The 22,133-nt window shown below is 64.5% G+C and carries 19 protein-coding genes; 4 read left to right on the plus strand and 15 right to left on the minus strand.

What is annotated here, in order from left to right; translation table 11 throughout:
• Positions 1-3: 3 nt before the first annotated feature.
• Both AC1DMA_RS15015 and def read right to left on the minus strand, forming a co-directional pair.
• The gene (locus AC1DMA_RS15015; RefSeq protein ID WP_478144704.1) at positions 4-495 is read right to left on the minus strand and encodes a hypothetical protein; all 492 of its coding nucleotides are present in this window, start codon (positions 493-495) and stop codon (positions 4-6) included.
• Positions 495-1,028, minus strand: coding sequence for a peptide deformylase (def, locus tag AC1DMA_RS15020; RefSeq protein WP_478127444.1), 534 nt, complete (start codon positions 1,026-1,028; stop codon positions 495-497). Before def ends, AC1DMA_RS15015 begins: the two co-directional genes overlap by 1 nt.
• A gap of 160 nt (positions 1,029-1,188) precedes the next feature.
• Here def and AC1DMA_RS15025 point away from each other — a divergent pair, with 160 nt between their 5' ends.
• The 3 genes from AC1DMA_RS15025 to AC1DMA_RS15035 all read left to right on the plus strand — a co-directional run bounded on the left by AC1DMA_RS15025 (position 1,189) and on the right by AC1DMA_RS15035 (position 4,178).
• The gene (locus AC1DMA_RS15025) at positions 1,189-2,409 is read left to right on the plus strand and encodes a LysM peptidoglycan-binding domain-containing protein (protein WP_478127445.1); all 1,221 of its coding nucleotides are present in this window, start codon (positions 1,189-1,191) and stop codon (positions 2,407-2,409) included.
• An 18-nt stretch (positions 2,410-2,427) separates the two neighbouring features.
• Entirely contained in the window at positions 2,428-3,576 is a 1,149-nt protein-coding gene (gene dprA / locus AC1DMA_RS15030) for a DNA-processing protein DprA (protein WP_478144705.1), read from the plus strand.
• An 86-nt stretch (positions 3,577-3,662) separates the two neighbouring features.
• Positions 3,663-4,178, plus strand: coding sequence for a Smg family protein (locus AC1DMA_RS15035; RefSeq protein ID WP_478127634.1), 516 nt, complete (start codon positions 3,663-3,665; stop codon positions 4,176-4,178).
• Positions 4,179-4,361: 183 nt separating this feature from the next.
• Here AC1DMA_RS15035 and AC1DMA_RS15040 read toward each other — a convergent pair whose 3' ends face one another.
• From AC1DMA_RS15040 to AC1DMA_RS15060, 5 genes are all read right to left on the minus strand, one after another.
• Positions 4,362-6,782: a DUF1631 family protein gene (locus AC1DMA_RS15040; RefSeq protein WP_478144706.1), complete on the minus strand. Its 2,421-nt coding sequence runs from the start codon at positions 6,780-6,782 to the stop codon at positions 4,362-4,364.
• 129 nt (positions 6,783-6,911) lie between these two features.
• Positions 6,912-7,865: a protein translocase subunit SecF gene (gene secF, locus AC1DMA_RS15045; RefSeq protein ID WP_478144707.1), complete on the minus strand. Its 954-nt coding sequence runs from the start codon at positions 7,863-7,865 to the stop codon at positions 6,912-6,914.
• 12 nt (positions 7,866-7,877) lie between these two features.
• A complete protein-coding gene (gene secD / locus AC1DMA_RS15050; RefSeq protein WP_478144708.1) occupies positions 7,878-9,755 on the minus strand; it encodes a protein translocase subunit SecD in 1,878 nt (625 codons plus the stop codon).
• A 285-nt stretch (positions 9,756-10,040) separates the two neighbouring features.
• Positions 10,041-10,370, minus strand: a complete 330-nt coding sequence (yajC, locus tag AC1DMA_RS15055; protein WP_478127450.1) for a preprotein translocase subunit YajC — start codon at positions 10,368-10,370, stop codon at positions 10,041-10,043.
• Positions 10,371-10,596: 226 nt separating this feature from the next.
• Positions 10,597-14,214 (minus strand): indolepyruvate ferredoxin oxidoreductase family protein, encoded by a 3,618-nt coding sequence (locus tag AC1DMA_RS15060; RefSeq protein WP_478144709.1) that lies wholly within the window; start codon positions 14,212-14,214, stop codon positions 10,597-10,599.
• 178 nt (positions 14,215-14,392) lie between these two features.
• Between AC1DMA_RS15060 and AC1DMA_RS15065 the strand changes: the two genes are divergently transcribed.
• Positions 14,393-14,881 (plus strand): Lrp/AsnC family transcriptional regulator, encoded by a 489-nt coding sequence (locus tag AC1DMA_RS15065; protein ID WP_478144710.1) that lies wholly within the window; start codon positions 14,393-14,395, stop codon positions 14,879-14,881.
• 30 nt (positions 14,882-14,911) lie between these two features.
• Here AC1DMA_RS15065 and AC1DMA_RS15070 read toward each other — a convergent pair whose 3' ends face one another.
• From AC1DMA_RS15070 to ltnD, 8 genes are all read right to left on the minus strand, one after another.
• Positions 14,912-16,150 (minus strand): NAD(P)/FAD-dependent oxidoreductase, encoded by a 1,239-nt coding sequence (locus AC1DMA_RS15070; RefSeq protein WP_478127453.1) that lies wholly within the window; start codon positions 16,148-16,150, stop codon positions 14,912-14,914.
• On the minus strand, positions 16,122-16,517 hold the full coding sequence (locus AC1DMA_RS15075; protein ID WP_478144711.1) for a VOC family protein: 396 nt from the start codon (positions 16,515-16,517) through the stop codon (positions 16,122-16,124). Before AC1DMA_RS15075 ends, AC1DMA_RS15070 begins: the two co-directional genes overlap by 29 nt.
• Positions 16,518-16,575: 58 nt before the next feature.
• The gene (locus tag AC1DMA_RS15080; protein WP_478127455.1) at positions 16,576-17,034 is read right to left on the minus strand and encodes a RidA family protein; all 459 of its coding nucleotides are present in this window, start codon (positions 17,032-17,034) and stop codon (positions 16,576-16,578) included.
• Entirely contained in the window at positions 17,031-18,221 is a 1,191-nt protein-coding gene (locus tag AC1DMA_RS15085; RefSeq protein WP_478144712.1) for an amidohydrolase family protein, read from the minus strand. Before AC1DMA_RS15085 ends, AC1DMA_RS15080 begins: the two co-directional genes overlap by 4 nt.
• Positions 18,218-19,042, minus strand: a complete 825-nt coding sequence (otnI, locus tag AC1DMA_RS15090) for a 2-oxo-tetronate isomerase (protein WP_478127457.1) — start codon at positions 19,040-19,042, stop codon at positions 18,218-18,220. The genes AC1DMA_RS15085 and otnI overlap by 4 nt, the downstream gene beginning before the upstream one ends.
• A gap of 136 nt (positions 19,043-19,178) precedes the next feature.
• Positions 19,179-19,853: a class II aldolase/adducin family protein gene (locus tag AC1DMA_RS15095; protein WP_478127458.1), complete on the minus strand. Its 675-nt coding sequence runs from the start codon at positions 19,851-19,853 to the stop codon at positions 19,179-19,181.
• Entirely contained in the window at positions 19,850-21,118 is a 1,269-nt protein-coding gene (gene otnK / locus AC1DMA_RS15100; protein WP_478144713.1) for a 3-oxo-tetronate kinase, read from the minus strand. Before otnK ends, AC1DMA_RS15095 begins: the two co-directional genes overlap by 4 nt.
• The gene (gene ltnD, locus AC1DMA_RS15105; RefSeq protein WP_478144932.1) at positions 21,115-22,026 is read right to left on the minus strand and encodes an L-threonate dehydrogenase; all 912 of its coding nucleotides are present in this window, start codon (positions 22,024-22,026) and stop codon (positions 21,115-21,117) included. The genes otnK and ltnD overlap by 4 nt, the downstream gene beginning before the upstream one ends.
• Between the last annotated feature and the right edge of the window lie 107 nt (positions 22,027-22,133).

Consider the following 22,133-nt stretch of genomic DNA (forward strand, 5'->3'; position numbering starts at 1 on the left):
CGCTCACCGGTTGATCAGCTCTTGGGTCAGGTCGTCGCCGGTGTTGTAGTGGTCGACCACACCATCTGGAGAGACGTAGATGTACAGAAAACGCCGCTGGTTCAGGTGCTTGTAGCGCCAGCTCCAGACGTCTCCGTCGAACGAGGTCACGCGCGTGATGTCGAAGGGACGTCCGTAGGTGCGCAGCACGTCAGGCACGCGCCACTCGCCAGGCTTGATCGTGCTGCCGAACAAGCCCTCGAAAAGCTCCTGCCGCACGGAAATCACTTGCCCACTGGCATCGATGTCGATGTTGGAGACTTCGAAACCCATCGGCGCCCGCGAGTACTGAAGCCGTTCTCCGCCGCCTGGCAAAGGATAGGTCGCAGTGGGTGTTCCCACTTGCTGCAGAACCTGCGCCCGCGATGCGCCCAGCGGGGTCCGTGTCGGATCGCTTGCGCAGCCGGCCAGGGCCACGACTAGTGCCAGCGGCAAGATCCAGCGGCGATTCCTCATCAACGCCGTCCTTCGCGCTGCTCGACCTTCTGGTCCTCGCGTTGTTGCTTGAGCAGCTTGCTCTTGATGCGGTTGCGCTTCAGGGGCGACAGGTATTCGACGAAAACCTTGCCCAAGAGGTGATCGAGTTCATGCTGAATGCATACCGCCAGCAAACCCTCGGCCTCGATTTTCTGCAGCTCGCCCTGGGCATCCAGTGCGGTCACGCGGACGGCCGTCGAGCGCTCGACGCCGTCGTAGATGCCGGGTACGGACAGGCAACCCTCTTCGTTGAGGACTTTGTCGTCACTCGCCCAGACGATTTCCGGATTGATCAGCACGAGCGGCTTGTCTCGCTCTTCCGAAACATCGATCACGACGAGGCGCTCATGCACGTCGATCTGGGTGGCCGCGAGACCGATGCCGTTGGCGTCGTACATGGTCTCGAGCATGTCGGCAACGAGGGCCTTGATGCGTGCGTCGACGCCTTGCACTGGTTTCGCCACCGTATGCAGTCGCGCATCGGGGTAACTCAAAATGGTTCGTTTTGCCATGAAAGCGAGGAAAAGTTGTCGCTATTTTCGCCATTTCCGCGACGCGTGAATGTGAGGCGGGGGATATACATTGCCCAATCTAGGGCTTCAGCGCAAAATTCGTAGCAAATTGTGAGGATTCGTACGTTCTGCGTGGCGCAGTGTGTGCACACCATTAAACATGAATAAATTCCGAATCAAAGAACACCTGCGTCCCAGCCTTTTCGCCACGCTGACAGCCCTCGCTGCCTTGGGCATGGGAGCCACCACGGCTTCCGCGCAAAACTATCCGATCACGCCGCAACAGCGCGCCACAGCCCAACAAACGGCACAAGCCGGCATCCCAGTGAGCGAACTGGCTCCCAATGCGCCGGACGAATACACCGTCAAGCCGGGCGACACGCTCTGGGCGATTTCGCGTCTCTATTTGCGCAGTCCCTGGCGCTGGCCCGAGCTCTGGGGCATGAACATCAGCGAGATCTCGAACCCACACCGCATCTATCCGGGCCAAGTGCTCTATCTGGACAAGACCAACGGCCGCGCTCGCCTGACCACCCGTCGTGGCGGCGCCGCCGACGGCACGGTCAAGCTGTCGCCGCGCACGCGCTACGAGTCGCTCTCGGGCATGGCACTGCCGACACTCAATCCGAGCCTGATCGAGCCGTATCTCAGCGAACCGATCATCATCGACCAGAACACGCTCAACAGTGCACCGCACGTCGTCGCGGGCAATGACAGCCGCGTGCTCCTGGCCCGTGGCGATCGTGCCTATGCGCTGGGCGACATCAATTCGGCACTGATCGAGACTGCTGGCCCGATCCAGACCTTCAGAGTCTTCCGCAACGCCACGCCGCTGACCGACCCCGCCACCGGCGAACTGCTCGGCTACGAAGCAGCTTATTTGGGCAGGGCACAGCTCATGCGCAGCCAGTCGGTCGAAAGCCAGTTGGTCGACGGCAAGGAAGTGACGAACATCGTCCCGGCCACCATCGACATCACTGCGGCACGCGAGGAAATGCGCGCCGGCGATCGTCTCTTGCCAGAACCCCAGCGACAGTTGCTGAGCTACGCGCCTCGTGCGCCTGAACAACTGATCAACGGACGCATCGTTTCCGTTTACGGCAATGCGGTGCAATACGTGGCTCAGAACCAGGTGGTCGTGATCAACAAGGGAACGCGCGACGGCATCGAAGCGGGCCATGTGCTTGCCATCCTCAAGAACGGCGACACCGTCGTCGACCGTGCGTCGAACCCCGACTATTCAGGCAAGCAAGTGGTCAAGCTGCCCAATGAGCGCATTGGCTTGCTGATGGTGTTCCGGCCGTTCGAAAAAGCCTCCTATGCGCTGGTGCTCGAAATCAGCGATGCGCCGAAGCCCGGCGACCTGCTGGTCAACCCGTGACGCCGCGCTCGACATCGCGTGGAACGTGAGGAACTCGCAGGCTGGCTGCGTCTTGCACTGACACCCGGCATCGGCAACGTTGCCGGTCGCAAGTTGCTCGCGGCGTTCGGCTTGCCTTCAGGCGTTTTCGCGCAGTCCCGCGAAGCACTGCAGCAAGTCGTCACGCCGGTCCAGGCCGATGCGCTGCTTCAGCAGGCGCCCACATTCCCCAGCGCACTCGACCAGACTTGGGACTGGCTTCAAGGCTCTGAAGAGCAAGGCGCCGTGCGGCGGATCGTGACGCTCGCCGACGCGGGCTATCCGAAGCCACTGCTCGAAACAGCCGATCCCCCGCTGATGCTCTACCTGCTGGGCGCGCCTGCGTTCGACCTGACGCAGTTGGGCCACAGCATTGCGATGGTAGGCAGCCGCAACCCGACCGCGCAGGGTGCGGAGACTGCGCGCGCCTTTGCGCGAGCATTCGGAGAAGCAGGCATCCCTGTCGTGTCCGGCCTCGCTCTCGGCGTCGACGGCGCAGCGCACGCCGGCGCACTGGAGGCGGGCGGCGGACCCGATCGACTGGCAACGGTCGCGGTGGTGGGCACGGGACTGGACCGCGTCTACCCCGCCCGGCATCGCGAACTCGCCCACCGCATCGCGGCGCAAGGCCTGATCGTGAGCGAATATTCGCTCGGCACTCCGCCGCTCAATCAGAACTTCCCCAAGCGCAATCGAATCATCGCGGGGCTGTCTCGCGGGACGCTGGTCGTGGAGGCGGCGCTTCGGTCGGGTTCGCTGATCACCGCGCGGCTCGCGGCGGAGCAGGGCAGGGAGGTGTTCGCGATACCCGGCTCGATCCACTCGCCCCAATCGCGCGGTTGCCATGCGTTGATCCGCCAAGGCGCAAAGCTCGTCGAATCCGTCGCCGACGTGCTCGAGGAACTGCACTTCGATGCATCCGCGGCGTCGTCCGCGTTGGCTCAGCCATCGTCTCCATCGGAATCTGAAGGTGCGAACGAGCCTGGTTTGCTGGGGGAGATGGGCTTCGATCCGGTGAGTCTCGATGCGCTCTGTGCGCGCACCGGCTACAGCGCGGCAGAGCTTCAGGCCCGTCTGCTCGAACTCGAGCTGGACGGCCGCATCGCGCGCTTGCCTGGAGGATTGTTCCAGCGCATTGCGGCTGGCTGACCGATCTCGCGGCCGCGCGGACGAGCGGCTTGGATATCGTCGTGTCCGCGCAACTTTTGAGCGCGTGCCTGGGCTATATTGAACCCATGTTCGAAGTGCTCGTGTTTGTCTACGAAAACTACTGGCGCGGCGACGCGTGCCCCGAGCCCGAGCAGTTGGGTCGAAAGCTCAGTGCGCAAGGTTTCGACGCCGAAGAGATCCGCGACGCGTTGCAATGGCTCGACGGCCTCAGCCTGGCGACGCAGGGCATCCAGCTCAGCAGGCACGCAGACAAGACCACCGCCACTGTCACGGTTCGAACCCGCAGCGATGACGTGATGGCTCCGTCTCCGGATTCGATCCGCGTCTATTCGATCATCGAGCAGGACCACATCGGCGCTGAATGCCTCGGCTTCATCAGCTTTCTGGAATCTTCCGGGGTCCTGCCGGCGGGCATGCGAGAAATCGTGATCGAACGCGCGATGGCGACACCCAGCGAACCGCTTTCGATCGATGAACTCAAGATCATCGTGTTGATGGTGCATTGGAGCACCGGGGTCGAGCCCGATGCGCTAGTGCTCGACGAGCTCTGCGATGACAGCAGGGCGCGCGTCGCGCATTAGCTGTTGCTCGATTAGCTGTTGCTCGCCCCCAGGCTCGCGCACTTCGTGTCGCTCTCCACCCCCTGACCGGGGGCAATACCAGCGGCCCGGCTAAGCCGGTTCCGCGGTATTCCTGTTGCTCGTCCCCCAGGGCTCGCGCGTTCGTGTCCTTTCGCCTTTCCGCTGCCGGAGCTTGAGCCGGCGTTAGTTCAGCAGGCGTTCGGGGTTGGCGTCTAGCTTGGCGAGGGCTTCGCGGGTGGCGCGCACGGTGAGTGTTTCTTCCTCGGCGGGGACGAGGAGGCCGGCTTGGAGGTAGGAGGCCAGCCTTCCGACCTGGATGAGGAAGCTGCGGCCGTCGCTGGAGGCGAAGAGGTGCAGTTGCTTGCGGTCGCTGCGCCAGACGAATTGGACTTGGCTCACTCGGTCGTTGTGGTCGAGCATGAACCAGTTGCCGACCTGAAGTTCGTGGGCCCAGGCGAGCATGTCTTCGCTGACCTTGGTGCCGGTGTCGGGCACTATCTCGATGGAAGCGGCATCGACGCCGAGCAGGAGCTCGATGCTTGCGGCGTCGAGCGGAAGGTCGGTCGCGCCTTCGTCGGACACGAAATCCTCGAGGTTGGCCAGTCGCTTGGCCATGGCTTCGATCTTTGCCTGCGGGATCGCCTCGGTCTTCGACATGAAGGCATCGGACAGGGTCGCACCGATGGTCTTGATGTGCGCTTCCTGGGGTTCGCCGACGATGCCCAGCAGCGTCATGCCCTGGCGCAGGCGCTGAAGGAGCTTCGGGAGATCCTGGATGACGCGCGTGCGGTCGTTGCGGTTCGGCTTCGCGCTCGCTGCCCACACGAGATCGGATGCAGAACGCTTGAGCGTGACCGTCTGCTCGTCTTGCGGCCCATAGCGCAGCGCGGCAATGGCCAGCACCTCGGCCCAGACCTTGAACAGGAACTCGCGGATCTCCTCGCGCACCGGCATGTCGTTGAGCATCTTGCGCAACTCGATGGTGTACTGGATCGCCATCGTCTCCTTCTGCTCGACCTGCTGCGCCACGCTCATCACCTTCTGGGTGGTGTCGCTTTGGGTGAGGTACTTGTTGAGGAAGGCGACGAATTCGTCGAACACCAGCTTGAACACGCGCTGGCCGGTTTCAGGATATTGCTCGATCACCTGCACGACACGGCGGATCTCGCCCTCCAGTGCACTGCCGGAAATGGCGGCGGCATCGAAGCCCATCACGCACGATCCCATGCGGTCGATCAGCATCCGCGCCGGATGCTGCAGCGTGCCGAAGAACTCAGGCTCGGCAATGGCCACTCGCAGGACCGGCATCTGGAGCCTCGCAAACCAGACGCGCGCCGAAAACGGGATGCGCTCCTCGGCCAGAATCGCCTGGAACATCAGCGCGACGATCTCCACGGTTGCCTTGTCCGCGGTCGTGGGAGCCTTCTTCTTCAGCTCGGTGCTGCGCCTTCTCAGTTCGCTCGATGCGTTGTGAACGGCAGCAGCGTGATCGCCCACGACATACTGCGAGGCCGCGACTTGATAGGCTGCCTCCGCATCGGCGATAGCGGCCGCGAAGGCGGGCCCGCCCATGCCGCCACCCGCCCCGCCGCCAAGACCGCCGGCACCGCCGCCCATCAATTCGCCGCCACTGCCGGGCGTCCTCTGCTGGGTGATGTCGCCACCGATACGCGCCGTCACGAACCGCTTCAGATTAAGCAACACGCCCTGGGCGCGCTGACGTGCCAGCAGCAGCGGCGAGCCGCCCGTCACAAGCATCGTGTCGCCTCCGGCAGCACCCTGCGCGCTTGCTCCACGGCCCATGCCTACACCAATGGCCGCCGGAGCGAAGCTGCCGGGTGGGACGCCAAAGCCGCCGCGACCGGGCTGCGCTTGCTGGGCGATCCCCATTGATGCGCTGCCGGCATGCGAACCCGAAAAACCGCCCCCGAGCGCAGCAGCACCCGAGGTGACCGAGCCCGTCCGCCGGACGAAGCTCTTGAGGTCGATCTCCGGCATCACGTCACTTGCCACCAGGAAGGCGTTGGCCTCCTTGTAAGCCTTGACGACGGCGTCGACCATGTGCGCCTGCACCTGCTCCTGCACCCTGTTCCAGAGCTCGCGACTCAAGCCGGCCGCCAGCCATTGGCCGACCAGCACCTTCGCCAGGGTCTCGGGCTTCAGGACGTCCTTCGGATCGAGCTCGTGAGTCCCTTCGAGATGCTGGATGCGCAAGCGCAGGTCGTTCAGTTCGAAGCTGGCCTTGTCCTGGATGGACTGCGCAAGCCGCGATGAAAGGATGCCGGTTTCGACGACTTCATCGCCGATCAACTCGAGGCGCGACAGCGAATTGGAGATCGAGACGCCCGAAGCACCGCTTGCCAGCGCCTTTCGCCATGCAGCGCGTGATTCCGTCACCCAACCCGCACCGTGTGCCTGGAACGCCAGGAAGCCGTCCCGGTTCTCCTGCATTTCACGTGCATTGCCGACCTGTGCGGCCAGCGCGACCAGCCGCTCCTGAACCGCATGGGCCACCGGCCCAATCACTCCCTCGGTGGCGGCGACGAAACGCTCGCGCGTCTCGCGGGAAAGTTGGAGGGAGGATGCGTGGGACCGCGTGGGCATGGATGAACAGGATGCTATGGATTCAATTGAGCTATCGCGCGAGCTTGCATCGGGAAACGTAAGCGCACAAGAGCCGGCAATGCTCGGCAACCCCAACGCAACACACGTGCCGGGCCAAAACTTGAACGCTCAAACTGTTGCGCCGGCATTCGGATCGTCCGGATCCCCTTCCCGCTTGATCGGACCTTTCACGAGGTCCTCGCGCTTCACGCCCAGCCACATGGCGATGGCGGCCGCCACGAAGGCCGACGAATAAATGCCGAAAAGAATGCCGATCGTCAGGGCCAGCGCAAAGTAGTGCAGCGTGGGACCGCCGAAAAAGAACATCGATAGCACCACGAGCTGCGTGGACCCGTGGGTGATGATGGTGCGGCTGATCGTGGACGTGATGGCGTTGTCGATGACTTCGCGCGTGTTCATCTTGCGATAGCGGCGAAAGTTCTCGCGGACCCGGTCGAAGATGACTACTGACTCGTTCACCGAATAGCCCAGCACAGCCAGCACGGCCGCGAGCACCGCCAATGAGAACTCCCACTGGAAGAAGGCGAAGAACCCCAGGATGATCACCACGTCGTGCAGGTTCGCCAGTACGGTCGCGAGGGCGAACTTCCATTCGAAGCGGAACGCCAGATAAATCATGATGCCGACCACCACCATCCCAAGCGCCTTGAGGCCGTTGGTGGTGAGCTCTTCGCCAACTTGCGGGCCGACGAACTCGGTGCCGCGCAGCGTCGCCGAAGCGTCGGCGGCCTTGAGGGCGTCAATGACCTGGGTGCTCTGCTGGGCCGAGGTCTGGCCCTTTTGCACTGGTAATCGAATCTGTACGTCCCGCGAAGTGCCGAAGTTCTGCACCTGCACGTCGTGATAGCCGAGCGTCGAAATCGTTTCGCGCACCTTGCCGACGTCGACGGACTGCTGGTAGGCGACTTCCATCACCGTGCCGCCCGTGAATTCGACCGACAGGTGGAGCCCGCGATGCAACAGGAAGAACACCGCCAGCAGGAACGTGATGAGAGAGATCGCGTTCAGCACCAGCGCGTGGCGCATGAACGGGATCGTCTTGTGGATTCGGAAGAACTCCATTTTTGGTGCCCCTTATTTCGCGTCCGCAGCGGCCTGGTTGGCCGGCTTCCAAACGGTGCCGATCGACAGGGTCTTGAGCTTCTTCTTGCTGCCGTACCAGAAGTTGACGAGTCCGCGTGAGAAGAACACGGCTGAGAACATCGACGTGACGATACCGATGCAGTGCACCACGGCGAAGCCGCGGATCGGACCTGATCCGAAAGCCAGCAGCGCAATGCCGGCAATGAGCGTGGTCACGTTCGAATCGAGAATCGTGCCCCATGCGCGGTCATAGCCAGCATGGATGGCCGCCTGCGGCGAGGCTCCGCTGCGCAATTCCTCGCGGATGCGTTCGTTGATCAGGACGTTGGAGTCGATTGCAACGCCGATGGCGAGCGCCATGGCCGCGATGCCGGGCAAAGTCAGCGTTGCCTGGAGCATCGAGAGGACCGCCACCAGCAGCAACAGGTTGACCGCAAGTGCAATCGACGAGAACACGCCGAAGAGCGCGTAGTAGATGCACATGAACACCATGATGGCGATGAAGCCATACATGACGCTGTCGAAACCCTTCTTGATGTTGTCGGCGCCCAGGCTCGGGCCAATGGTGCGCTCCTGGATGATTTCCATCGGCGCGGCCAGCGAACCGGCGCGCAGCAGCAGCGCGAGGTCGTTGGCTTCGACGACGCTCATCGATCCCGAGATCTGGAACCGATTGCCGAGTTCGCCGTTGATCGAAGGCGCCGTGAGCACTTCGCCCCTGCCCTTTTCGAAGATCAGCATCGCCATGCGCTTGCGATAGTTCTCGCGGCTGACGTCGCGCATGATGCGGCCGCCCTTGGCGTCCATCGTCAGGTCGACCTTCGGCTGCTGGGTTTGCGAATCGAAGCCGGGTTGCGCGTCGGTGAGGTTCTCTCCCGTCACCAGCACTTGCTTCTTGACGATCACGGGCCGGCCCTGGCGATCGAGGAATTTTTCGGAGCCGAAGGGCACCGGCCCTGTGCCCATTTCAGCCGCGCGGCCTTCCGCGCTTTCGTCGACAAGTCGCATCTCGAGCGTGGCGGTGCGGCCCAGGATGTCCTTGGCCTTGGCCGTGTCCTGGACACCGGGCAACTGCACCACGATGCGGTCCAGCCCCTGCTGCTGGATCACCGGTTCGGCTACGCCGAGTTCATTGATCCGGTTGTGCAGCGTGGTGATGTTCTGCTTGAGCGCCGCGTCCTGCAGTCGCCGTGCGGCTTCAGGCTTGATGGTCGCGGTCAGCTTGAAGTCGGTGCCGTCCTGGCTCTCGACCGCCGTGAGGTCGGGGAATTGGTCCTGCAACAAGGCCTTGGCCGCTTGCAGGCCTGCGGCGTCGCGGAATCGCATTTCGACGGTCTGGTCGACGCGCGTGACCGAAGTGCCGCGCACATTCTTGTCGCGCAGCCCCGTGCGGATGTCGCTCGCGAACGACTCCGCCCGCTTGTCCATGGCGCCCTTCATGTCGACTTGCAGCAGGAAGTCGACCCCGCCGCGAAGGTCGAGGCCCAGGTACATCGGAAAGGCGTGCAGCGCCGTCAGCCAGGACGGCGAACGCGACAGCAGGTTGAGCGCAACCACATAGGGCGGATCGCTTGGATCGGGCACCAGTGCATGCTGGAGCACATCGCGTGCCTTGAGTTGATCGTCGGTGTTGGTGAACCGCGCCCGCACCGAAGTGGCATCAAGCGTCAACAAGTCCGGCGCCAGCCCGGCCACCTTGAGCGCCTCCGCGACTCGGGCCTGGGTGCTGGCGTCGACCTTGCTGGTCGACTTGGCCGCCGACACCTGCACCGCAGGTGCCTCGCCAAAGAAATTGGGCAGGGCATAGATCAGCCCCACGAGCAACACGATCACGATGACCGCGTACTTCCAGACCGGATATCGGTTCATGTCTATTACTCGCCCCCAGGCTTCGCGCACTTCGTGTCGCTGCGCCTACCCCCTACCGGGGGCGCTGCCAGTGGCCCGGCGAAGCCGGTTCCACGGCAGCCCACGAACGTGGGGCGCGCTGAGCGCAGCCGATGGGAAAAAAAGTCACTGCTCATTGGAATAGGCCGGCGAAGCCAGGCCCGTTGGTGAAACACCGCGGAACCGGCTCCGCGGGGCCGCCGGTGTTGCCCCCGGTAGGGGGTAGGCGAAGCGACACGAAGTGCGCGCAACCTGGGGGGGGAGCCATTACTTTATTGCGCCCTTGGGAAGGACCTGCACGACGGCGCTGCGCTGGATCTGCACTTCGACGCCCTTGGCAACTTCGATGGTCAGGTATTGCTCGCCGATCTGGGTGATCTTGCCGAGGATGCCGCCGGACGTTGCGACTTCGTCGCCCTTGGCCAGCGCCTCGATCATGGCGCGCGCTTCTTTCTGGCGCTTCATCTGCGGACGGATCATGACGAAATACAGCACCACGAACATCAGGACCAGCGGCAACATGCTGCCGAGCGAGGACATCATGTCGCTGCCTCCGGCGGCAGGTGCGGTCTGGGCGAAAGCAGAGGAAATGAACAAGGGAGTCTCCAGCAGAGGGAAGAAATAAGAGCGCCGGCCTCCCGTACATGAATACAGGAGGGCCCGCGGGTCCGCGGCCCAGTCAAACAGGCCGCGCAGCGCGGGGCCTGGCCGCGCACAGCACCGGGGATTGTAGGGGTTGCCCGCGCCCACACCGGCAGCCCGGCAAAGCCGATTCCGGGTCTTTCAATCAGAGGGCTGGCTTCGCCCTCCCCAGCGCGAGACGCTAAGCAGCGACCTTCGCAGCCTGCGGATTGCGCCACTTGGCCATCAGGTCGGCCCAGCGGACGCGCGCGGCAGCCAGGTTGCGATCCTTCACGTGCCCGTAGCCGCGGATTTGCTCCGGCAAACTGGCAATCTCGACCGCGGCTGCGTGATTGGCCGCGTCCAGCCCGGCGAGCACTTCGTCGATGCTCGCGCGGTATTCGCCAATCAGGGCGCGCTCGGTCTTGCGTTCCTCGGTGCGGCCGAAGATGTCCAGCGCCGTTCCGCGCAAGCCCTTCAGCTTCGCGAGGACCCTGAAGCCGGTCAGCATGGCAGGGCCGAACTTCTGCTTTTGCAGTTCGCCCTTCGCGTTTTTCTTGGCGATGATGGGCGGCGCGAGGTGGTAGTTCAGCTTGTAATCCTTGCCCATCTCGCCCTCGAACATGCCCTCGATGCGCTCGAGGAAACTGCGGTCGGTGTGCAGGCGGGCGACTTCGTATTCGTCCTTGTAGGCCATCAGCTTGAACAGATAGCGCGCGACGGCTTCACTCAGGCTGGTCTTGCCCAACGCGGCTTCTGCCTTCTGCACCTTGGCAACGTAGGCCTTGTACTGTTCGGCGTAAGCGGCGTTTTGGTAGTCCGTCAAGAATTCCACTCGCCGCGCGACGAGCGTGTCGACCGAATCGCGCTTCTTGAACTCGATGACGTGGCCTGGCTGGACACGCTTTTGCAGTTCGGCAGGCCGCTGTGCGGCCTGGCGGCCCCATTCGAAGGCAGCCTTGTTGTTGTCGACAGCCACGGCGTTGAGTTCGATCGCGCGCATCAGCGACGCGTGCTCGAGCGGAACCCAGCCCTTCTGCCACGCGTAGCCCAGGATCATCGGGTTCACGTAGATGCTGTCGCCCATCAGCGAAGTGGCCGCGGCGTCGGCATCGAATGCGCCCACGGCATCGTCGCCAACGGCGCGCGCGATCTCGGCGGCGCAAGTGTCCTGCGGGTTCTGCCAGTTGGCGTTGCGCACGAAAGCGGCCGTCGGACTGCTGTGGCTATTGAGTGCCACGTGCGTGCGCCCTTCGCGCATACGCGCCATCGTCTCGGCGTTCACGCTCACCAATGGATCGCAGGCCAGGATCAGGTCGGCAGCCGCCGTGCCGACGCGTGTCGTGCGGATGTCGTCCTGTGTATTGCCGATCAGCACGTGGCTCCAGGTGGCGCCGCCCTTCTGGGCGAGTCCGGCAGCATCCTGCGTGACGATGCCCTTGCCCTCGATGTGGGCCGCCATCCCGAGCAACTGCCCGATGGTGATCACGCCAGTGCCGCCCACGCCGGCGACCACGATGCCCCACACCTGTCCGCCGCCGAGCGCGGGAACCGAAGGCTCCGCCAGCGCACCAAGTTCGATCGGCGCCGCTCCCTTGCTCTTCGACTTCTTCTTGAGCTGGCTGCCTTCGACGGTGACGAAGCTCGGGCAGAAGCCCTTGAGGCAGCTCATGTCCTTGTTGCAGGTGCTCTGGTTGATCGCGCGCTTGCGGCCGAATTCGGTTTCGAGCGGCTCGACCGACAGGCAATTGCTCTGCACGCTGCAGTCGCCGCAACCCTCGCAGACGAGTTCGTTGATGACGACGCGCTTGGCCGGATCGACAGCAGTGCCCCGCTTGCGGCGGCGACGCTTCTCGGTCGCGCAGGTCTGGTCATAGATGATCGCCGTCGTGCCCTTGATCTCGCGGAACTCGCGCTGAATCGCATCCAGCTCGTCGCGATGGCGCACCTTGACGTTCTCGCCGGGCACTGTCACGCCCTCGTACTTCTCCGGCTCGTCCGTGACCACGACGACCTTCACGGCGCCCTCGGCATGCAGGCTCTCCGCGATCTGCAGCACCGAGTGCCCCTCGGGCCGCTCGCCGACCTGCTGCCCGCCGGTCATGGCGACCGCGTCGTTGTAGAGGATCTTGTAGGTGATGTTCACGCCGGCCGCGATGCTCTGGCGAATGGCCAGGAGCCCGCTGTGGAAGTACGTGCCGTCGCCCAGGTTGGCGAAGATGTGCTGGTCCGTCGTGAAGGGCTGCTGGCCCACCCAAGGCACGCCCTCGCCGCCCATCTGTGTGAAGCCGATGGTCGAGCGGTCCATCCACGTGGCCATGAAATGGCAACCGATGCCGGCCATGGCACGGGAGCCTTCCGGGACCACGGTGCTGGTGTTGTGCGGACAGCCCGAGCAGAACCACGGCTGGCGCGTCGCGTCGGCCATGGCGATCGTCTGCGGCGCGGCCATGGCGCGTTCCTTGGCTTCGAGGATGGCCAGCTGCGCGTCGATGCGCGCACCCATGTCCGCACCCGCGGCGGCGAGGATGCCGGTCTTCTTCAGACGCTGGGCAATGGCCTTGGCGATCATCGCCGGGTTCAGGTCCGCGTTCGAGCGCAACAGCGTGTGCGCAGTCGGATTGGGCATCGACCATTCGCCGCCGGAGTAGCCCTCCGCATGGTGCACTTCGCCTTCGTCGAACTTGCCGACCACGTTGGGCCGCACGTCGGCGCGCCAGTTGTAGAGCTCTTCCTTGAGCTGGTATTCGATGACTTGGCGCTTTTCCTCGACCACCAGGATTTCCTGCAGACCCGTCGCAAATGCGCGGGTGAGCTGCGCTTCGAGCGGCCACACCACGGCCACCTTGTGCAGCCGGATTCCAAGCTGCCGGCAGGCCGCATCGTCCAGGCCGAGGTCGATCAAGGCCTGGCGCGTGTCGTTGAACGCCTTGCCGCTGGCCATGATGCCGAAGCGATCGTGAGGACCCTCGATCACGTTGTGATTGAGCCGATTCGCGCGGATGTACGCCAGCGCGGCGTACCACTTGTAGTGCATCAACCGCGCTTCCTGCTCCAGCGCATGGTCGGGCCACCGGATGTGCAAACCACCGGGCGGCATTTGGAAGTCGGTGGGCGTCACGATCTCGACGCGCTCGGGGTCGATCATTGCCGTGGCGCTGGATTCGACGATTTCCTGGATCGTCTTCATGCCCGACCAGATGCCGGCGAAGCGGCTCATGGCAAATGCATGAATGCCGAGGTCGAGAATGTCCTGAACGTTCGCGGGAAAGAACACCGGCGTGCCGCACGCCTTGAAGATGTGATCGCTCTGGTGCGCCGCAGTCGAGCTCTTGGAGATGTGATCGTCGCCAGCCACGGCGATGACGCCGCCCCAGGGCGTGGTGCCGGCCATGTTGGCGTGCTTGAAGACGTCGGAGCAACGGTCCACGCCGGGGCCCTTGCCGTACCAGATCCCGAAGACGCCATCGAACTTATTCGTGCCCGCGGGCGAGAAGCCGAGTTGCTGTGTACCCCACAGCGCGGTGGCCGCCAGTTCTTCGTTGACGCCTGGCTGGAAGACGATGTTCTGTTCCTTGAGGAACTTGCTGGCCTTCCATAGCGCCTGGTCGTAGCCGCCGAGCGGCGAGCCGCGATAGCCGCTGATGAAGCCGGCCGTGTTCTTGCCCTGCTGCTGGTCGCGCAATCGCTGGAGCATCGGCAGCTTGACCAGCGCTTGCACGCCGCTCATGAAAGCGCGGCCATAGTCGAGTGAATATTTGTCGTCGAGCGTGACCGTTTCCAGGGCTTTGCGGATGTGCTCGGGCAGCGGGGCATTCATCGGTTGTCTCCAAGTGACCAGTTGGCTGTGCCTTGTGGGCGTGGCTTGCGAAGCATCCGGGTCGGGTGCCTCTCGGCCATCATCACGCAAAGTGTATGCCTGCTGTGACGACAGGTGTTTGCGTTCTTTGCCCGCTCAAGGCCCGATCTTGAAAGGATCTTGCTTAAAATGCGCCAGAATGGAAAGTCTTGACAAGTTTGACCTCGCGATCCTGCAAGAACTGCAGACCGATGGACGACTCACCAACGCCGAGCTTGCGCAGCGCGTGGGGCTGTCGGCTGCGCCGTGCTGGCGCCGGGTCCGTTCGCTCGAAGAGGCCGGCTTCATCAAGGGGTATCACGCGGAGATCGACCGGCACAAGATCGGCCTCGGGGTGCTCGCCTTCGTGCGCGTCGACACCGAGCGCACGACTGGCGACCTCACCCGCAAGCTGGAGGATGCGATTCGCAAGCTGCCGGAAGTCATCGCGTGCCACTACATCAGCGGCACAGGCACCTTCGAGCTGCAGGTGGTTTCGCAGGACCTGGACAGCTTCTCGCGCTTCGCCTTGCAGCATCTGATCAACCTGCCGAACGTCAAGGATCTGCACACCAGCTTCTCGCTCGGCGAGGTCAAGGCAAGCCACGCCTTGCCTCTCGGCCATTTGAGCCCCAAGAGCGCGCGGTGAGAGCGACCTGTCGTCGCCGGTGTCACTGCGTCAGCGGGGCAGCAGAAGTTGCAGGATGCCCATGGTGCTCACGAGGCTGGCTGGGTCATGGGTTTCCTGCAGCACACCACTCAGGTGGGTCTTGATTCCTTCGCTATGACGCGCTCGCCAGATCAAGAGATCGGCCAGCCACGGATGGTTGTTGATGCGATTGGCCTGCTCGTAAGCGGCGAAGCGCGGCTTCAGTGCGCCCAGCGCGGCTTCATAGCGCCTGCGCGCTTCGTCATCGCCCAGTCGTTCGTCGCGATGCGCCTCGATCTCATCGGCAGCGAGCATGCCGGTCTCCATCGCCTTGCCAATGCCCTCCCCCGTAAAGAGATAGGTGCTGCCCGCCGCTTCGCCCACCACGAGCATCCCGGGCCGAGACCAGCGCGCGCCATCGAGTGAGCAGCGCAGCGGCGCGCCCTTGAGAGGTCCGAGCGACAGCCCGCTTTCCAACAAATCGCGTGCTGGCGGATGGACCCGCACGAAGGCGTCGAACAGGTGGCGCAGGTTGACGTCAGTCTTTCCGATCACGCCGACACCCACATTGAACACGCCGCCGGCGCACGGAAAAATCCACCCGTAGCCTCGCCGAAGCGCGCGATGCCATACGACTTGCAACTCGGTCACACGGTTGAGCATGGCGTCGTTCTTGATATAGCCCCGAAGCGCAATCCCGCTCGGCGCGCGCCGTTCGCAGATGCCGGCCGCCGCCAATGGCCCGGAACCGGCGCCAGTGGCCAGCACAGTCCAGCGCGCACGCACTGTCCGCGAGAGACCTCCGGACATCGAAAAGATCGCGCCAGCAACTTGTGCTTCGGGGTCGAGAAAGGGCTCCTCGAACTGAGCGGACGGTAGCCAGCGCGCACCGGCCCCGACCGCCGCCTGGCGAAGTATTTCGTCCAGTTGGCGGCGCGGCAAAACGGCCAGCCGCGCCGGTACGTCCACCCTGCCTCCCCGAGGCCCGAAGCACGCGACATGCTGCGCGCTTCTGGCATGCGCCAGCACTTCGTCGAGAACACCAAGCCGCGCGAGGGCGCGATGCGCGTCGGGGATCAGGCCGTCACCGCAGACCTTGTCCCGCGGAAACTCATGCTGGTCGGCGAGCACGACATCGAAGCCCGCATTTGCGAGCACCTGGGCGCAGGCGCTGCCAGCCGGTCCGGCGCCGATCACGAGGACGTCGCAGGACCACGAATCCGAAGCAGCCGCGGTCTGGTCAGCCGCTGCTGGCGCTGCTGCTGCCATACGGACGGGTGAGGATCTCGAGACTATGGCCGTCCGGATCGTCCCAGTAGAAGCCTCGACCGCCGTCGCCGTGATTGATTTGGCCGGGTCGATGGTGGCCGGGATCTGCCCAATAGCGGATGCCGCGCGCGCGAATGCGGCCGAATATCTCGTCGAACTCACCCTCGCTCACGAGAAACGCGTAGTGCTGCCAGTCGACCTCACCCTCGACCTGCATGAAATCCAGCGTGACGCCGTTGTCGATTTCCACGCCGATGAAGGGTCCGAAGCGGACCGGCGCGTCGCGTCCGAGCAATTCAGCCAGCAATTCCGCCGACGCACGCGGATCGCGCGCCTTGACGATCGTGTGATTCAGATGGATGGGCACGATGCTTCTCCGGGCAAGAACGCAAATCTTACGGTTGCCGTGCCCGCGGTGCCAACCCTCAATGCGCCGGCAAATACATCGTCGCCTCCACCTCCACCAAGACCTCGCTCCCCGGCAGGAATCGCGACACTTCAACCACCGTGCTGACCGGCGGCTCTCCGGGGTAGAACAGTCCACGCACGCGGTTGTACGGCGCGTAGTTCGGCAGATGGGTGAAGTACTGCACCAGCTTGACGACGTCATCCATCGTGCCGCCATGTTCCGCCGCGATCTGGCGAATGCGTTCGAGCACGAACCAGCTTTGCGCGACGATCGGCGCCTCGAAGACGTCCACGGACATTTGTCCGGTGGCGTAGCCCAGCGTGCGCAGCGCCGTGCGGGCCGCCTCTGGGATGTCTTCATAGCTTGCGACCGCGCGGCGCGTCGTGGGGTCGACGGCGACGACGCCACTCATCAAGACGAAGTCACCGACCCGTTTGGCGGCGGCGTAGTTCGCCATCGGCTTGCCCATGCTCATGCGATGCTCTCCAAAGTGCGGCCGGCGCGGATGACGGTGCGTCGACGTCCGCGCGGGTCCAGAAGTTCATATTCGTCCGATGCGGCCAGCAACACCATGTCTGCAGGGCAGCCCGGCGCGATGCGGCCATCCCAATCAAGCCGGAGTGCCTTCGCGGGGCTGACGGTGATTGCGTCCAGCCAGTCGGTCGCGGGCGAGAGATGTGCCATCTGCACGCCGAGGCCGAAGGTCTCGACCAAGTCATAGCTGCCATAGGGGTAGAAGGCGTCCTGCACGTTGTCGGTGGCAAGACTGGCGCGAATTCCGCGGCTCGCGGCCTCGCGGACACGCGTGATGCCGCGCTGCAAGGGTGTGCGGTCCCAGGCGCCTTGCAAATAGAGATTGGTGGTGGGCAGGGCCACCAGATGAATGCCCGCCTGCGCACAGAGGGCCAACGTGTGGTTGGCAAACGCCTCGTCCTGCACCGACAGCGAACATGCATGGGCGCACATCACCCGTCCTTGCATGCCATGAGCGATCGCGATCTGCGCGATGGTGCGCAGGCCGGTCGCCTCGGGATCGAGTCCTTCGTCGACATGGAAGTCCAGCGCGAGACCGTGCTCCTGCGCAAGATCGAACACGCGTCCCAGCTTGTGCACGATGCCGTCGTTGCGATAGACGAATGCGCCCAGCACGCCACCCGCGCGCTTCACCTTTCGCGCGATGCTGTCGCCCGTCTTTGCGTCGGCGAACACGTCGAGCGGCGTGAGCGAGACAAACTGGAGCTCGATGCGGCCGCGCCACTCGTCGCGCAAGCGCTCGAACACCGCGAGCGAGGTCGGCGCCTCCGCATCGCTCCAGTCGAGATGCGTGCGCAGCGCGCGCGTTCCGCCGCGCCATGCTTCATCCAACGCCCGCTGCATGCGGGCGCGCAACCCTTCAGCGGTCCAGCTTGCACGGTGCGCGACCATGCGGCCGATGGCCGCGAAGAGGTTGCCCTCGGCCGCGCCCACCTCTCGCACGGTGTAGTTCTTGTCGATGTGCGCGTGCGCGTCGACCAGACCGCTGAGCAGCGTGCCGCGCGCGGCTTGTTGCGTCGGCGCAATCGATGTCACGCGCCCGCCCGCCAGCACGACGTCGAACACCTGGTCTTCACCGGCCTCGAAAGCCCGCAGGCGCGGAGGAATGCGTACCGCCTGGAGCTTCATTCGCGGGACGTGCCTTGCAGGGAACGCAACCACGAGAGGCCTGCGGAAGTGCTGTCCGCCACTGCGCCGCGCTGCGGACGATATTCGCAGCCCACCCAGCCGTTCCAGCCGCATTGCGCCGAGACTTCGTCGATCACGTCGAAGAGATAGCCGTAGTTCAGCTCGCCCATGTCGGGCTCGTGCCGCGCGGGCACGCCGGCGATCTGGAAGTGCCCGACGCGGCCGCCCGGCAAGTACTTGCGGATCTTCATCGCCACATCGCCTTCGACAATCTGACAGTGATAGAGATCCATCTGCACCTGCACGTTGAGCGCGCCGACCAGGTCGACGATCTCATGCGCATGGTCCTGGCGATTCAGGAAGAAGCGCGGGATGTCGCGAGTGTTGATGGGCTCAATGAGCACGTCACGTCCTGCCTTGGCCGCTTGGACCGCCGCCCAGCGCAGGTTGTCCAGATAGACGGGCTGCACTGTCTCGCGCTCCACACCGTCGGGCACGAGACCCGCCATCACATGGATGCGCGGGCAGTTGAGCGCATCCGCGTAATCGATTGCCTTCAGGATGCCCTCGCGGAACTCGGCCTCGCGCCCGGGCAGGCAGGCCACGCCGCGATCGCCGCGATCCCAATCGCCGGGCGGCCCGTTGAACAGCACCTGTTCGAGCCCGTTCGCCGACAGCCGGGCCGCGAGTTCATGCGGCTTGTAGGCATAGGGAAACAGATATTCGACAGCGCGGAATCCATCCTTGGCAGCGGCTTCGAAGCGATCGAGAAAATCGAGCTCCGGATAGAGCATCGAAAGGTTGGCGGCAAATCGAGGCATCAAAGGCTCCAATGGTCACGTGCGGCCCCGTCGGGAGACACCGCGGAACCGGCTTTGCCGGCCCGCAGGTGTCGCCCCCGGGAGGGGGTGCCCGAGCCACACGAAGTGGGCGAGGCTGGAGGTGAGCATAGTGTCGTCACCAACGGGCACCGAAGTTCCGGCGCAGGTCATTGATCTGTGTTTCATCCAGCGGCGCGGGCGCGCGCTGCGGCGATTGGCGGCAGACGAACCAGAGCCTTGCCGTTTCTTCCAACTCCTCGAGCGCAGCCATCGCCGCGGCAGGGGAGTCGTGCCATACGTTGGGCCCGAGCCGTTCGAGCACCACGGCGCGAATGGGCATGCGCCGCGTGCCGTAGTGCTCAATGGTTTGCGCAACGAGCACCGCGGCCTCCGGCGCGCCCGGCCGGTGATACGGTATCACCGGCACGTGGCCTACCTTCATCACGAAATAGGGCGTGAGCGCCGGCAGAAGCTCGGCGCCCGGTGCGTTGAGCGTAAGCGCCACGCAGTGCGTGCTGTGCGTGTGAATGACGCAGCGCGTGCCCGGGTCAAAGCGGCGCGCTGCTCCGTAGATGCGCGTATGCAGAGCGATGGTCTTGCTCGCGAGATCGCCGTGCGTCTGCCGCAAGTTGCCGTCCAGCCTCGCGAGCCGCGAGGGATCAAGATGGCCGAGGCTGGCCTCGGTAGGCGTGATCAGGAAGCCGTCATCGAGCCGCACGCTGATGTTGCCGGCGGTGCCATGCACATAGCCTCTCTCGAACAGGCTGCGGCCGACGCGGCAGATTTCCTCGCGGATCTGGGCTTCATTCATCCAAGCAATGTAAAGGCTTTGCTGAAGAAATCGTCGGTCCCGAAGTTGCCGGACTTGAGGGCGACGTGCAGGCCGACCCCGCCTGCCGCGTCGCTCTGGGCATGGCACCACGGCACCCCGGGATCGATCTGCGCGCCGATCTGCAATTGCGCAATCCCGAGGGTCTGGATGCAGGCTCCCGAAGTCTCGCCGCCCGCGACGACGAGCTGCCGCACGCGGCGCTCCACCAGCCCGCGCGCGATGGCCGCGATAACGCGCTCGACCATGGCGCCCGCCTCTTCGACGCCGAGCCGGCCCTGCACCGATTTGACGGCCGCCGGGTCGGCAGTCGAATAGATCAGAACCGGTCCGTCCTGCAACAGCGGAGCCGCCCACTCGAGCGCTTGCGCAGACACATCGGCACCCGCGGCAATCTGCAGCGGATCGATCGCCAGGGCCGGACGCCCCGACCCGATGAAATCCGCCACCTGCCGATTGGTTGCGAGCGAGCAGCTGCCCGACACCACGGCCCGCAACCCACTCGACGGCGGCAACGCTCCCGCGGTGGATGACGGCGCGATGCCGAAGTTCGCGGGCAACCCGATCGCTACGCCCGAGCCGGCCGTCACCAGCGGCATGTCGGCCAGGGCAGGGCCGAGTCGCAGGAGATCGGCGTTGGAGACCGCATCGACAATGGCGATGCCCACACCTTCGGCGCGCAACTGAGCCATGCGCTCGCGAATGGACTCCGGCCCGCCGGCGACCACCGCATGGTCGATCAGGCCGACCTTGCGCTTTGTCTGGGCCTGCAGGACGCGCACCAGGTTGGGGTCGGTCATGGGCGTCAGCGGATGGTTCTGCATACCGCTTTCATTGAGCAGCACGTCGCCCGCAAAAAGGTAGCCCTTGAACACGGTGCGCTTGTTGTCCGGAAAGGCCGGCGTCGCGATCGTGAAGTCGCAGCCCAATGCATCCATCAGCGCCTCGGTCACGGGGCCAATGTTGCCCTCTGGCGTGCTGTCGAATGTGGAGCAGTACTTGAAGTAGATCTGCCCTGCACCCTGCGTCTGAAGCCAGCGCAGCGCTTCCAGCGATTGCGCGACCGCATCGGCCGGCGGGATCGTGCGCGACTTGAGCGCCACCACCACCGCATCGACTTCCGCAGCCAATGGCGATGCCGGCACGCCGATCGTCTGCACGGCGCGCATGCCCGCGCGTACGAGGTTGTTCGCGAGATCGGTCGCGCCCGTGAAATCGTCGGCGATGCAGCCCAGGAGAATGCTCATGGCTTGGACGGCGCTCTGGAGCTGACTGGAAGTTCGATGCCGGGGAAGATCTTGATCACCGCGCTGTCGTCTTCCTTCGCATGGCCTGCAGTAGAGGCCTGCATGAACATCTGGTGCGCCGTGGAGGCCAGTGGCAGCGGAAACTTGCTCGCGCGCGCCGTATCGAGTACCAGTCCCAGGTCCTTCACGAAGATGTCGACGGCCGATAGCGGCGTGTAGTCGCCGGCCAGCACGTGGGCCATGCGGTTCTCGAACATCCAGCTGTTGCCCGCGCTGTGCGTGATGACGTCGTAGAGCGCATCGGGCGCCACGCCTTCGCGCAGCCCGAGCGCCATCGCCTCGGCCGCCGCGGCGATGTGTACGCCGGCCAGCAGCTGATTGATGATCTTGACCTTGCTGCCCGCGCCGGCACGGTCACCCAGGCGATAGACCTTGCCGGCCATCGCGTCGAGCACCGCATCGGCCCGCGCATAGGCTTCCGGTCGCGCCGAACTCATCACCGTCATCTGTCCGCTGGCCGCCTTGGCGGCGCCGCCGGAAATCGGCGCGTCGATGTAGTGGATGCCCATCGCTTGAAGGCGTGCTTCGAGCGCCACCGACCAGTTCGGGTCGACTGTCGAGCACATCACGAACACGCTGCCCGGTTTCATCGCCGCAGCCGCTCCGTGGTCGCCAAAGAGCACGGCTTCGGTCTGGACGGCGTTGACCACGACCGACACCACAACTTCGCATGTGGCAGCGACTTGAGCGGGCGTTCCCCAGGCGACGCCGCCTTCCTCCGCAAAGCGCAACGCCGCGCCAGGCCGAACGTCGCACACGTGCATTTCATAGCCCTTGGCCCGCAGTGTGGCCGCGATGCCCGCGCCCATGGCGCCGAGGCCGATGAGTCCTGCTTTTTTCATGGAGATTCCCGAGGCGTTCGAACGATGGCCGGCGCTCAAGGGGGCGCGGCGCGAAACGCGATCTTAGGAATCCATGGCCGCGCTTCACAACGGGAATAACCCCGCTTGGCTCG

The organism is Variovorax sp. 05N34, assembly GCF_056397405.1.